The following is a 13,511-nucleotide window of genomic DNA, read 5'->3' on the forward strand; positions in this document are numbered from 1 at the left end:
AATATTTTTATTATACCTGATTAAGCTGACGGTGAGCCCAGCTTTAAAATTCCGTCTAGCCGCTTGGCCGTCGCCGCGGTCAGGTGATGCGTGACGCTGATGACGGTCAGCGGCAGACTGAGGGTCAGTTCGTCGATGGCCGCGGCGGAAGCGGGGTCAAGGCTCGCGGTGGCCTCGTCGAGCAGCAGGACTGAGCGGTTGGCCAGCAGCGCCCGGGCAATCGCCACGCGCTGCTTCTGGCCACCGGAAAGATTGGCACTGGCAAAATCGATCTTGGTATCCAGTCCTTCTGGCAGGGTGGCAACAAAGGCGGCCAGGCCGACCTGGTCGAGCACGGCCGTGATTTGGCTGGCGGTGGCTTGCTGACCGAGCAACAGGTTGTCTCTCAGCGTGGTGTTAAACAGCAGCGGCTGCTGGTCGACCACGGCGATTTGTTCGTGCAGGGACCGCGGCGCAATCGTCATCAGCACCTGGCCATCAAACGCGATTCGGCCATCGGTGGGGGTGAGGCTGCCGTCAATCAGCTTGAGCAGGGTGGACTTGCCGATGCCGCTGGGCCCCGTGATTGCGTAGTGACCACCGGCGCGGAAAACGTAGCTGACGTCTGCCAGCGTCGGCTGGCCCGCATCTGGGTAGCGGAAGCCGACACGGTCGAGGGTTAAGGCTTGGTGCAGCGGCGCAACGGGTTGGCCAGCCGTGTCGTCGGTGGTCGGCACAGCCTGGTACTTGTCCAAAAGCGGCTGCACGGTTTGGTGCTCCGCCAGGTTTTCAGTCAAGCCCATGACTGAGCTAAAAATCGCGCCGGCCAGGGATTCGCTGGTGGAGAACACCCCCAGCGGCACTTTGCCCTGCAGGTAGAGGTAGCCAGTTAGGCCAAGCACCGCCAGCATGCAGGCCGAAACGGCGCCTTGGTTCACCGAGTAAAACAGATTGCTGGCCTTGGCGTAGGCGACGCGTTTTTCGGCGCGCCTTTTGCCGGCTTGCTGCACGCCGGTCGTTAGCCGCGGCGTCTGGTTCAGCATCAGCAGCTGGCCGAAGCCGTTGAGCAGATCCGTCGCCACCGTGGTCAGCTGGCCGTTTGCCGTTGAGACGGCGGCATTGGCGGCGTTCATTTTTTTCGTGAAGAAGCGGGGAACCAGCAGCATCAGCAGACTCAGCGCGAACACCAGAACAGTGAGCGACCAATTGTAGTGCAGCAGCGCCGCCCCGCCGATGACGACCTGCAACGCCTGCCCCGCCGCCATCCAGGTATTCTCGAACCCGTAATCGTTAATGGTCGAAAGGTCGTTGGTCAGCCACGACACATATTCGGGGACGGGCTGCTGATGGAACTGCTCAGCGCTGGTGTGCGCCAGCCGGGCGGTGATGTCGCGGCGCACGCTCAGGCCCATCGCCTCATTGACCGCCATTTCGGCCACGGGCTCAAGGTAATGCTGCAGCGAAAAGAGGGCCAGGACGATGGCAGTCGACACGAGCCACATCAGCGTGTCCGATGCCGAGCGGCGGCCCAGCGCCGTGAGAATGTTTCCCAGTGTGATGGTGTAGGCCGTGTTGAGGACCGTGCCGGCAACCAGGAGGGCCGAGACCAGCAGCCCCATGCGCCAGTGGCGTAGAAAATATTGGTTGAGGCGCATATTAACGCGCCGCCTTTGCTTGATACTTCAGGTAGGCCTGGTAAGTGGCCTCAGGCAGTGTGCCCGCCTGCACCGCGGCCTTGACCGCGCAGCCCGGCTCGCTGACGTGGCGGCAGTTGCGGAACTTGCAGTTGGCCGCGAGGGCCTCGAGCGGCGCGAACTGCGCGGCAAACCCGGCACTGGCCGCGGCCACGCCCACCGCCCGCATGCCCGGGGTATCAATGAGCCGCGTCCCGGTGCGCAGGACGAACAGGCGGCGATTGGTCGTCGCGTGGCGGCCGTGAGCGTCATCTTGCCGGATGGTTTTGGTGAACAGGGCCTCGCCGGTCAGCTTGCCGACCAGGGTGGACTTACCGACGCCGGACGAACCGATGAGTGCTAGGCACGCGTCGGGTTGAAGCAGCTCCGCCAGCTTCACGGCCGGTTCCTGATCAGCGCCGAGCGTGTACACCGAGGTTCCTGGGAAGGTCGCGGTGAGCTGGTCGTTCAGTTTGGCCAAGGCAGCGTCGCTTATGAGATCCGTTTTTGTGATCAAAAATGCCGGCTGGGCGCGGCTGACCGTGGCAATTGCGTGGTAGCGGCGCAAGCGTTCGAGGTTGAAGTCGTGGTTGGCGCTGGTGACGATCACGACTGTGGTCAGATTCGCGGCGATGGCCTGGCCGCCGGACTCGCGAAAACGGCTCGACGTGCTACGGGCCAGCAGGCTGGTGCGCGGCTGCATCGCTGTGATGCGCATGCTGCCGGCTTGCAGCGTGCCGCTCACCCAGTCGCCGACCACCAGTTGGGTGTGTTGCTGCTTAAGCGTGCGGCGAAAATTGCCGCTGAGCGTTGCCGGCAGTGTCTCACCGTCAGCAAGTAGGTCAAAACGGTCCTGGGCCTGAAACGAGACCTGCCCACGAAGAACAGTTGAATCAGTTTTTATCAAATGAAAGCCTCCAAAGAATCTTGGCACAAAAAAGCAAGCCAACACGAGTCGGCTTGCTGCAAGGTCCTCTAGAGGCGAAAACTAATGGTTAGAGCTTGTCCCCAGGGAGGCTACGCGTCAGCCGACGCGACACGATTAAACTTTGCGATGTTACCGTCTTAAAGTTTGTCATCATGGGTTGCCTCCTTGTGAAGATTTTATTTTTGATGGGCTAAGCATATAACTTGGGTTTGGAAGTGTCAACAAAAAGCGCATATGGGCCAGAAGCGGCAATAATGTTCAGAATGACTATCCGGGTGTACGTGGTTCATCAGGCCAACTAATCAAACTCGTCAGCCTATGCAGTGGCCGCCTACGTTCCAGCAACACCGAGAATACTAGCGACAGAGCCAACACAGCCTTTGAGAAAAACGCCGTGTTTGTGAATTTGAGGCGGGTAGCAGGTAGAGTTAACATGCCATTGATTGATTGGAATCGGTAGGGCACACTGGATTTAAAAGTGTGGCGGTGTTACCCTGCGGCCGCAGACGGAGGCATGAGCATGATTACTTATCACTGGCAGGTTTCACCGGAAAAAGTCGACTTCAAACCGTTGTATGACCAAAATGGTTGGACTCGCTACCTCGATGATTGGGCGAAAACAGAACGCGCAATCCGGCAAGCGACCAGTTTAGCCGCGCTCGAAGGGGAGCAAGTAGTGGGGCTCGCACGCAGTGTCTCAGATGGCGAGACGGTTCTGTATCTCCAGGATCTGCTGGTGCTGCCCGCTCGTCAGCATCAGGGCATCGGTACTGCGCTGGTTAAGCAAATGCTGGGTCGGTTTCCCAACGTTGGCCAGGTAGTGTTGATCGCCGAACCGACGGCGCAGGCGCGATCCTTTTATCAGCAGTTCGGGTTTAAATCAGTGGGCGCTCAATACGGCAATGCGATGGTTCTGGACCGACGGTAAAAAATAGGCCTGCAGCTTCTTCATAGGCAGCAGACCAAACGACAACTTTTGCTGGATTCCTTGTAGTGATACCCTTCTTGTTATTAACTGAAATGACTAGAGGGTTGTTTTAAACAATCTCGATTTTTACTGTTTTTCCCAGCGCCACAGCGATTTTAGTCATCGTTGCAACGCTAGTGTTGGCCCCTCGTTCGATACGGGCGATGGTGGCTTGTGGGACGCCGGAGCGCTGCGCCAGTTCACGCTGTGTGACGCCCGCAGCCTCACGGGCCTGCATAATCGCAGCGGCGCTTTCCAGTGACGCCATCTGCTTTTCATATTCCGCTTTGAATTCTGGATCTTTGAGGTCTTTGTTGATCATGTCATTAATTTCGGTAGTTTTTGCGGCCAATGGTTTCCTCACTCTCGAATTCAGTCCGATTACGTCTGGTTCGTTCCTTTTTGGCAAGACACGATAGTAGGCCACGGACAAATAATGGTCATTCGGACTTGTGAATGATCCGAACTCAGGCTAGTTCACGTCCCAATGATAGCATATATATCATCAGCATAGCACCAATTCAGTCTGCCACGAGGAATGATGAGGCTCAGACAGAAAGCATCCGAGCTAGGCTGCCACTGGCTCGTTGTCCGGCCATTTGATGGCGCACAGTATAGCGGCAATGACCATGAGTGCCGCGCAGCCGCCAAAGACGATCCAGGCGGTTTGGGGTGAGCTGAGGTTGGCGATGCCAAGGAAAAGCACGGTACCCAGCGGTGCGCCGACTAAAGAAGCCGTATCGATCACAGAGGAGGTCGCGGCCAAGTGCTGGTCGTCAATCTTACCCATAATCATACTTTGCAGGCGCGGGTTGATCTTGCCGATGGGATAACTTGCGACGATCATGCTCGCCAGCATAACTGCCGGCTGCTGCCACCACACCATGTTGATGGCAAACACAACAAGCGACCCCATCGTGATGCCGGTCAAGGCGGCCAGCGGAACACGCTGTAAGCCGTCGTGCATGAACAGTGCCGCCAAGGTGATCGACAGTGCCCCCACGATGTTGACCGCAGCCACGGTCGTCCCAAACGTGCCGAGCCAAAGCGCTTTGGTATTCGCCAGAAGGACTGAAGTGAGGCCGTCCATTGAGGTGCCAAGGGTGTTCACACCCATCGCCAGGAAAACCATGGCGAAGATCGGTTTCTCTTCGTAAAGCAAGGCGAAGGCGCGGAAGATCCCGGTCTTGACGTTTTCGGCAGGTGCAGCTGGGGCCTGCACCTTTTTGGCGTGCTCGTTGGTATCCGCCTGGGTAAAGGCGTGGCGGTCATGCCACAGCACGACGCCGGCCAGCACGAAGCTGATTGCGTTGATCAAGCCGAACAGGGCGAAGTTGTTGTGCAAGACGAGAATCAGGCTCGCGCCGAACGCTTGGAAGACCATGGAGATCACGTTGCGAATACCGCTGCTGAAGCCCATGGCGCTGGCGTACGCGTCCTGCTTGATGAACGTTTTCTCGTAATGCAGCAGCAGGCCGGAGGTGAAGTCCGCAATCAGGTCGGAGCTGAAGTTGATGGCCAGTAGGAGTCCGAAGATGAGCAGAGTGCTTGGCTGGCGGATCAGGAAGGCTAGCCCAACGTACAGCAGGCCTTGCACGACGCGCAGTCCGACCACCAGCTTGAAGCGGCGGCGCGGGTCGGTGTGATCCGCCCAGTACCCGTTCAGGATCATGAACAGCGTTGGCAGCAGGTTGATGATCGACACCAGCGACAGGGCCAGCGTTTTGAACGGCAGCGTCTGTGCGTAGATCAGGAAGACTAGGTTGAATAGAACGGAGCCGATGGCGCTGAGAAAATCGGAATTCGCCAGCGCACGGAACTGACGATTGGCAAGATATTCTTTCATAATGATGACCTCTTTTCTGATGGCCCAAGCATAGTTGACAGGCGAGGTCGTCCCGGTCAGAATATGCATATATGCAAGAGGAGCTGAGCGCATGCAAAAATACGGGCCGTATTTTCGGGAGCTGCGGCAAAGCAAGAACGTAACTTTGGCCGAGCTGGCGGCGGATACTGGGCTGACAGAAGGTTTTATTTCGCGTTTTGAGCGCGGGCAAAGTGACATCACGGTCAGCCGGTTCACCGCGCTGCTGAATGCGCTGAATGTGGCGATTGAAGAGTTTCTGCTGGGGATGCGTGAGGCAACAATGGATCCGGATGAGAGAGAAGATTATCCATTGGCTCGCATGCAGGCTAACATTCCCTTTATGGCGTTTTTCTTCGATATCAGTCATGTCTCAGTAGGGGCAGAGCTAGATCGCCATATTGCCAGTGCTGAAGCCGCATACCGCAGTAAGCCGACGCGCAAAAATCACTTCATCTGGCTGTTTTACCAGACAATGAACGCGATTTTGCAGAAGCCGATCGATAGCAAAACCCTGGCCCGGGCTCAGGCACCAATTACCCACTACCTTCAGCAGGTCGATAACTGGGGCGTTTATGAATGTTATCTATTCATTGCGTTTACGCCGGCGTTGGGTTCGGAAATGATGGTGCGGCTATTGCGAATCGCGCTGAAACGAAGCCGCGTCCTCAAGCGCAGTCCCAGTTATGAACAAATTGATCTGCAACTGGCAGTCGCCGCGTTGACCAGCCTGATGGCCCGAGAGGAGATGGATGCCGCGGTGCAAGTGATGAAGATGATGAATTCGGTGGAAAAACGCAACGCCAATCAGGTCTTTGCCATCGAATTCTTCAACGGCTGGGTCCAAATCAAACTGGGTAAACGAGAAACTGGCATCGCGACTTGCGAACACGTCATTCAGCAGTTTTCGGAGTTGGGACTCAGTCAGTGGGCCAATGACTTTAACGATATCCTGAGCTCACTGAAGGCGGACCCGCCGACTAATCCAATTTTTCTGTATTCGCAGTTCTGATCTGAGTTACCCAACAATAATTAGAAATGGATAAGATTTTTGATGCATTTTCTAATATAACGTGATACTATTCTAATAGTATCCAAAATCAAAAACAAGAGCCGAGCAGTCAGGCTAAGTTCAATAACGCGAAATCAGGTCAAACGATGAAGGCATTAAGCGAAAAGGTCGACGTTCCTTGAGCAGTACTCAGACAAAAGAATGACAGGATATTGGCTTTAATCGAAAGGAAAAGCATTGTGCAACCGGCGCTTTGATTAAGTGCTGACACAATGCTCGGCCGTGAAAGACAGCCTTTTTCAAGGGTGTCTTTTCTTTTATGGAGGAGCAGTCATGCCATAACGGTTGCATCATTTCGAACCAATATTTGAAGCGGGTTCCCATATTGTCGGAAAAAGGCCATCGGCACTGCGGATGACAATTGGTCATGTTCTGCAGTCCAGAGTTTTTCTGTGCCATAAAACCGGTCTTGCATGGGTAACCCAATACATTTATTTCTGATACTGCAGTCTAAGGCTTGCCTACGTGATCCCGATGAGATGAAAAAGGGATTCGGTGGGAGCCCTCTTTTGGAATCTCTGTGTTGAAAACGGAATAAGGAACCTCTACCGGTCTTATCAGCACAGTAGGAAACCAAAAACAGAATCGAGGAAGACGTAATGATTAAAGCGCTATTTAGAAAGCGACCGTTACTTGTGGTAATGTTCGTTGTATTTACTATGATTCACGCGACTGTGACAGTTTCCTATGCTTGGGTGATTCAAGTGTTGAGCGAAGTGGCACAGGGTAATTTAAAAATTTCATTCACACTAGTTGTGGCGTTTGCGGCCTCATTCTCGATAGTGACGGCTCTAGTGAACTTCTTGGGAGGATATTTAAAGGGGCGAGTGATTAACACTTCTGTCTCGATTCTAAGAGATTCTACTTTTCAAACATTTCTTGGGGAAAACCTATCCAAATATACCAACCACGAAAACAATTCTCGGATTGCGATGTTGACCTCGACTGTCGATATTGTTCAGGAGAGCTACATTAAGTCGGCGCTAGACATGTATTCGTTGGCACTTCAGTTTATTTTTTCTATTTGCTATGCTTTGGTAATCAATGTTCAGCTGACTTTTTTTGTACTGATCTTAGAGATACCGGCAGTGCTATTGCCCGTTCTGGTGCGCGGCCCGCTGCGGCGCGTAAAAACGCCCGTACTCAAGAATCTCGGCTTATACACGGACAAGATTACGAATTGGCTGAACGGGATCTCAACGATTAAGAACCTGGGCAGGGAGAAAATCTTTGCCGGCTTACATACAGAGAGTTTAAATACGCTGTTGAAGTCGGAAAATAGCGACCTGTTAGTTAAGAAAATCGTGAGCTCAATCTCTCAGTTTCTCGGTGATGTTGTCTATCTTGGCACATGGGTCATTGGCGGCTATTTGATCATACATAATCGGCTGACCTTTAGTGCTTTTCTGGCTTTCACGCAGCTGGCGGTGTCGATTTCTTTCCCCATTGAATCCTTAAGCAATATCATTCCTGAATTTTTGGGTGGCATACGCGCATATGATGAGTATCGCGGGATGCTGAACACTGCCGGTGTCGGCTTGTCAGGTGAGACAGACGAGCCAACAGAAGGAGCTATTGGGATAGACGCCCCAGGTGTTAAGAACGCAATTTCTTATCAAAACGTCTCGGTACTAAACGCAGGCAAGGTGCTGTTGAATCACGTCAACTTGGCTGTTCCCAAGAACGATAGAACGATTATTGTGGGCGAGAGTGGGGCTGGGAAAAGTACTCTGGTCAATGTTTTATTCGGTTATCAAGCTGAAGTCAAAGGCAAAATCTCGATATTTGGAAGCCACGACCCTGACTTCGTGCGGCTTGCCCACAAATATATCGGATTTCAGGAACAGCACACTTATATATTCAATGGGACAATTCGGGAGAATGTCACCATGTTCTCGCACGACTTTTCTGAGGATGAGATTCAGAAGACACTAATTGATGTCGGTCTTGCCAACGCGAAAGCCGAAGCATCCGAATTGTTGAATCAGGATGTCAGCACCAACGGGACGCTATTATCAGGTGGTGAACGACAGCGGATCGGATTGGCAAGAAACTTAATCATGAAGAAACAGTTCTATATCTTTGATGAGCTGTCGAGTGGCCTTGACCGCAGGAGTGCCGCAGATCTGGAGGATTTACTGTTTGAGTTAAATATTGGGTTTATGTACATCACTCATAATTACTCACGGAGATTACTGGAAAGGGCCGATGATATTATTCGAGTAACTGATGGCAATGTCAGCACGAATGTTGCCATCGACGACCTTGGGTAGGCCACAAGTAACGCCGCAGAAATATAGAGTCGAGGGTTGGAACCGAGCACAGGCAACAGTTGTATTGACCGCTTCATCGTGATATTCTGAGTCCATCTTAAGAAAGTACGAGGGCTTACAAACAATGCGCAACTAATCAATCTTCCATTGTTAACTACTGACCGCTTCAAGGGGTCAGTGCGTCAACGGTGGGGATCGAAGCGTTGCGCTGAGTGAGCCAAATTCAGCGTCGGTGACTGGACTAGTCATCGGCGTTTTTGTGTGCACTGGCCGTGGCCAGCGATCCCCACCCAAGGGGGAATTTTCATGACATTATTGATTAATGAGGTCACAAAAGAAATTGAGGGGACAGTATTATTTAAAACCACTCGACTGCGCGCCAATGCTGGCGCGCGCATCGGCATTATCGGTGCTAATGGTGCTGGGAAAACCACTTTAGCGCGTATGATTTCCGGTCAAGACCAGGCCTATACTGGCCAGATTAGCGGGAACCGCAACGTTTTGTTGGTCCCACAACTGCCGCCAAGCGCCGACAAATCAGGGGGTCAGAAAGTCATTGCCCTGATTCGCAGTGCACTGGCCGCAAATCCAGCCATTCTGATTTTGGACGAACCGTCGGCAAATTTGGATGAAGGCCATCAGAGTTGGCTGCGGCAGCAACTGATCCATTTCCAGGGAACGCTGCTGCTGATTTCCCACGACCGGGCTTTGTTGGACGATGTTGTGCAGGAGATTTGGGCGGTCCGAGACCACCGTTTTCAAAGCTTTACGGGCAATTTCACGGCATATGAAAAAGCGCGCAGTGAGGCTGAAAATGAGGCGAAGAAGGCGTATCGGCATGAGCAGCGGGTTCAACACGAACTGGCCTTGGCGGCGCAGAAGCGGAAAGAAAAGGCCGTGCGAGTGCGCAAGGGCAGCCGGCGCATGGGAAACAACGAACGCCAAGATACCAAAAGTGCCCGTGAGTTGAATGCGGCCAAACTCGAGCGCAGTGCTAAAGCCATGGCGGTCCGGGCGGAGCGGCAGTTGAAGACGGCGAAGCCAACGCAGGTCAGAATGGTTAAGCTAGTTGCCAGCGAACTACCGCCACTGGTGGGCAAGTATGTTTTGCGAGTGGCCGACCTGACACTGGCGCGTGGGAGCAGCACGCTGCTGCGTCACGCCACCTTTGACCTGCGACCAGGCGAGCGGTTAGCCGTGACTGGTGCGAACGGGGTGGGCAAAACCACGCTGCTAGAGGCGATTGTGAAGCGGCAGGGCGGGGTCCGAATCGCTGACCACACGCGAATCGGCTATTTCCATCAGGATCTGTTGCAGCTCGAGACAACGCGCACGGTTGACCAAACCATGGCAGCAGCCACGACTTTGACGATGAGCCGCACTCGCCAGGTCATGGGCGCGTTCGGGCTGCCCGCGCGCTTCTACGATCGGTTAGTCCGCGAGTTGAGCGGCGGCGAGCGTGTTAAGCTGCAGCTCTTAACGATACTGGTGAGCGCAAGTAATTGTCTGATCCTTGATGAGCCAACCAATTTCCTGGATCTTCCTGCGTTGCAGGCTTTGACCGTGTTCCTGCAGAATTATCCTGGCAGCATCCTGTTTGTCAGTCACGACCAAGTATTTCGCGAAGCCGTGGCGACCCGCAGTTTGAATTTTGTGCACCAACAGCTGGTTGATCCGGTCTTGCAAACCAGCCCAAGAACTCAGGATATTTCAGCACTGAGGTTTGCTTATGACAAATTGCTCGCGGACCCAGACGCTGATCCTGCTGAGCTGCAGGCGCTGCATCAGAAACTTAGCATTGCGCAAAAAGGGGAGTGACCCTCTTCAAAATGATGTCTCAGTTTACGGCTACGACTGAGCGCGTGCTTGAACTATATCGTCGCAACGGCGCAAACTACCTTCCAATCAAAATGGGCCGACTCAGCGAGACAAGTTGCTTGTCCAGCCAGGTTGGTCCGTTTTGGCTATATATTATCATTCATTTTCTGGTAAGACGCGCATCTGCTTCTTTTCGTTTTGATAGGTCCCCAGGCCGAAAAAGATGCCACCCACTGCGCCCATCGCTAGGGCGAACACCCATTTCACCGAATCCCCTTCGGTCGCGTCGATGAGAACCATCATGCTAGCAACGATTAAACCGAAGCTGATCCCGTACTTGACGGCGTCTCGCTTTATCTGGTGGAGGGTGTGTGGCAGGTTTGCCTGGGTCGTTTCAATCGCTGTGAGCCCGGCCTTCCTGATTGCAACACTCACCCAAACCATGGCAATCAGAAGGATGACCAGCGCGACGACGTTCAGCCAACCAATGTTAAAGATGGCCTGAATCATCAACACAAGGAACTCTGAGATGATCAGCAGAAGCAACGCAACGGTTGAAATGTGGCCGACTTCTGCACGTGCGTGTTCATCATACGGTTGAGTGATGCCCCAGCAGTAAATCACGAAACGGTCCATCCACGATTTTTTCATTTCAATTCCTCCTCCCAGAACAGGGTGTTCAAGTCCGTTTTGAGGGCCCAGGCGAGTTTTAAGCACAGGTCCAGTGACGGATTGTATTTGTTGTTTTCGATGAGATTAATGGTTTGGCGCGCCACGTCGATTTTTTGCGCCAATGCCAACTGCGAAAGGCCTTGCAGCTGGCGGTACTGCCGCACTCGATTCAAGGACTCGCCTCCTGTCATTTATAATTGACTTTCTGTCACGTATAATGTACTTCCTGATTCTGCTGGTGTCAACTATAAATGACAGAAAATTAAAAAAACGGACGGTCACTTTGAGCGAAAAATGCCCCTAAGTGACAGTCCGATAAAAAAGGCACGCGCCCTGAGGTTTAGTTTCAGCTCAGTACGCGTGTTTGCGACTCACGTTCAAAAAATCCAGAAAGGAATCAAGGATCTCTGGCGGGATCAGTATCAGCACCAAAAGTCCACACCAAAATGGTTATAGCCCCGACACGATTGTGGTTGTGAGCTAATGGAATAGGACGATTACCGCGACGCCAGTAATGGCGAGGAATATTCCCACGACGACTGCAGACCAAAGGGCATAGCCAATAAAAGACGAAGTGTCTTTACCGCCTTCCGTTTGAAGTCTGTGAACCATTCTTCTGGTTTCAACAAACTCAAGAACGGAAATAATGATTAGGATAACACCAAATAATATAACCCCAATATGCATAATATTAGGCCCTTTCCTACGTGCTCAAATTACGGACGTCTATATTCTATAGCACGTTGCAATTAGGGCATTTCTATACAACTAGGTTTAAGGGATATCTCTTATCTTTGGAGATTTCTCGATGGGGCCAGGCCTTTTGTTGGCATGGCGTCAGAAGTCCAGATACTCTTTAGCGTTTGTATGAGCCGGGACTTCACGGATAAATCGAGCGTATCCGGCTGGTAGCGGCAGGTTCCTTATAGTCGAGAAAAGCTAACTCGGTTCCAGCGACTAATTTATCATAGCCATACGAGGTAATTGCTTGGTCAAAATCCAAGACTGTTTTTCCGGTATCAATGTGCTTTAATCCCATGACATCATTGACGGGGAGCCCCTGTGGATGTTCAATCAGGTATTTTGCGGCTTGCCCACGCGCAAAGCTCAAGTAAAAGTCAAAATTCTGATCGACTAAGTGAAGAACGCTGATGTAAGTTGGGCCGGAAGACATGAGACTAAATTCTTGTGCGTTGACCTTGGCGATAAAAACGTCTACCGCCGTGGGTTCAAGAGTTAGCTTTGGCGCTTTCTTCTCACTAAGGATTAACTGGTTGTCAGATACAGTTGCAATGGTTTCGTGGCGCTTGGCCGCATGAATCAATCGATCAAAAGTGCCGTTGGCAGGCAAGGTCACTTCACCATTAACGAGTTGTGTACCAATCAACATTCGACCGTTAAGCACAGTCAGGGCATCCCTTTCTGGAAATGCTAGAAGGGGTGGTCTGCTTAAAGCCTCTTTCACTTGCTTCATAATAAAATCCTCCTTGGGCGGCTAGCTAAAAAAGAACTCGAGGCAGAGTCTTACAGAAATCGCTTACACGCTTATCATACGCCTCTTATAGAGGGGGGGGTAAACCAAAAACCGATTCCCAACTGATTCGGGTAAATAGGTGTTCCAGTAGGAGTGTGAGCGAACTGGTTATCTCGGCTAGGCTCTGAATAAGACCCGTGGTGGACTGCTATCTTAGGCAAGACAAAGAACTTAAGATAGTTAGTGCAGCAAATGAAAGGGCTTTAATTCTTGCTTAAGTTTGACTAGAATGAGGTCGAGAACAGGAACCAGGCGCACCAGCTCAGTACCTTCTGGTACTTATTCTTAGCTAGGATTAGTGAGGGCTGCCCCCCAGGTAATCCGCGAGAAGGAGAGATTATTATGATTGTACTGCTCATGGGAATTGCAATGCTTGGTGTTGGGCTCTGGGAGATCATCGGAACGAGAAAGACCTTCAATCAGCTAAAAACCGGGAAGTTGACCACTAACAATGGATTCATGCCTTTCGCACTCTGGCTGAGTTTTGCAATTGGGGTTCTGTTAACGCTTAGCGGTATTACCTGTTTTGTCTTTGGCTTTAGCCAAATGTTTATTCGGTAGCCACTTCGCAGTTGAAAGAGCTTTGATTCTTTGAAATGTGACTATAATGATGGGAACGAAAGCCAGGTTCCACTCTGGAGAGGCATTAGTTTGACCCCAGTTTACAATTCAAGTGCAACACCCTGACGACTAGACCAAAAAGGCCATGAAGACCTATTCTTGTTAGTACT

At 52.3% G+C, this 13,511-nt stretch carries 12 protein-coding genes; 5 read left to right on the plus strand and 7 right to left on the minus strand.

Annotated features, from left to right (window positions below; all coding sequences use genetic code 11):
- Nucleotides 1-20: 20 nt before the first annotated feature.
- Nucleotides 21-1,634, minus strand: coding sequence for an ABC transporter ATP-binding protein (locus JUF21_RS10080; protein WP_203664394.1), 1,614 nt, complete (start codon nt 1,632-1,634; stop codon nt 21-23).
- Nucleotide 1,635: 1 nt separating this feature from the next.
- Nucleotides 1,636-2,559 carry a ribosome small subunit-dependent GTPase A gene (gene rsgA / locus JUF21_RS10085; RefSeq protein ID WP_203624695.1) on the minus strand — a complete coding sequence of 308 codons (924 nt, stop codon included), beginning with the start codon at nt 2,557-2,559 and terminating at the stop codon, nt 1,636-1,638.
- A 541-nt stretch (nt 2,560-3,100) separates the two neighbouring features.
- On the opposite strand from rsgA, the gene JUF21_RS10090 reads away from it, so the two are divergent.
- On the plus strand, nt 3,101-3,508 hold the full coding sequence (locus tag JUF21_RS10090; RefSeq protein ID WP_203624696.1) for a GNAT family N-acetyltransferase: 408 nt from the start codon (nt 3,101-3,103) through the stop codon (nt 3,506-3,508).
- A gap of 109 nt (nt 3,509-3,617) precedes the next feature.
- Here the strand turns inward: JUF21_RS10090 and JUF21_RS10095 are convergent, their stop codons facing one another.
- On the minus strand, nt 3,618-3,869 hold the full coding sequence (locus JUF21_RS10095) for a helix-turn-helix domain-containing protein (RefSeq protein ID WP_203624702.1): 252 nt from the start codon (nt 3,867-3,869) through the stop codon (nt 3,618-3,620).
- 246 nt (nt 3,870-4,115) lie between these two features.
- Nucleotides 4,116-5,393 (minus strand): MFS transporter, encoded by a 1,278-nt coding sequence (locus tag JUF21_RS10100; RefSeq protein WP_203624697.1) that lies wholly within the window; start codon nt 5,391-5,393, stop codon nt 4,116-4,118.
- A 91-nt stretch (nt 5,394-5,484) separates the two neighbouring features.
- On the opposite strand from JUF21_RS10100, the gene JUF21_RS10105 reads away from it, so the two are divergent.
- The 3 genes from JUF21_RS10105 (at nt 5,485) to JUF21_RS10115 (ending at nt 10,574) form a co-directional block, all read left to right on the plus strand.
- Entirely contained in the window at nt 5,485-6,423 is a 939-nt protein-coding gene (locus JUF21_RS10105) for a helix-turn-helix domain-containing protein (RefSeq protein WP_203624698.1), read from the plus strand.
- Nucleotides 6,424-7,082: 659 nt separating this feature from the next.
- Complete coding sequence (locus tag JUF21_RS10110; protein WP_203664396.1) at nt 7,083-8,756, plus strand: ABC transporter ATP-binding protein; 1,674 nt, start codon at nt 7,083-7,085, stop codon at nt 8,754-8,756.
- 306 nt (nt 8,757-9,062) lie between these two features.
- Nucleotides 9,063-10,574: an ABC-F family ATP-binding cassette domain-containing protein gene (locus JUF21_RS10115; RefSeq protein WP_203664398.1), complete on the plus strand. Its 1,512-nt coding sequence runs from the start codon at nt 9,063-9,065 to the stop codon at nt 10,572-10,574.
- Nucleotides 10,575-10,730: 156 nt separating this feature from the next.
- Here JUF21_RS10115 and JUF21_RS10120 read toward each other — a convergent pair whose 3' ends face one another.
- From JUF21_RS10120 to JUF21_RS10130, 3 genes are all read right to left on the minus strand, one after another.
- Nucleotides 10,731-11,225, minus strand: coding sequence for a DUF3278 domain-containing protein (locus JUF21_RS10120; RefSeq protein WP_203664400.1), 495 nt, complete (start codon nt 11,223-11,225; stop codon nt 10,731-10,733).
- On the minus strand, nt 11,222-11,419 hold the full coding sequence (locus tag JUF21_RS10125; RefSeq protein WP_203664402.1) for a helix-turn-helix transcriptional regulator: 198 nt from the start codon (nt 11,417-11,419) through the stop codon (nt 11,222-11,224). Before JUF21_RS10125 ends, JUF21_RS10120 begins: the two co-directional genes overlap by 4 nt.
- A gap of 707 nt (nt 11,420-12,126) precedes the next feature.
- Complete coding sequence (locus tag JUF21_RS10130; protein WP_203664404.1) at nt 12,127-12,720, minus strand: hypothetical protein; 594 nt, start codon at nt 12,718-12,720, stop codon at nt 12,127-12,129.
- A 402-nt stretch (nt 12,721-13,122) separates the two neighbouring features.
- Here JUF21_RS10130 and JUF21_RS10135 point away from each other — a divergent pair, with 402 nt between their 5' ends.
- Nucleotides 13,123-13,341: a hypothetical protein gene (locus tag JUF21_RS10135; protein WP_203664406.1), complete on the plus strand. Its 219-nt coding sequence runs from the start codon at nt 13,123-13,125 to the stop codon at nt 13,339-13,341.
- Nucleotides 13,342-13,511 lie beyond the last annotated feature (170 nt).

Source organism: Lacticaseibacillus sp. 53-4, from assembly GCF_016861805.1.
Lineage (GTDB): Bacteria > Bacillota > Bacilli > Lactobacillales > Lactobacillaceae > Lacticaseibacillus.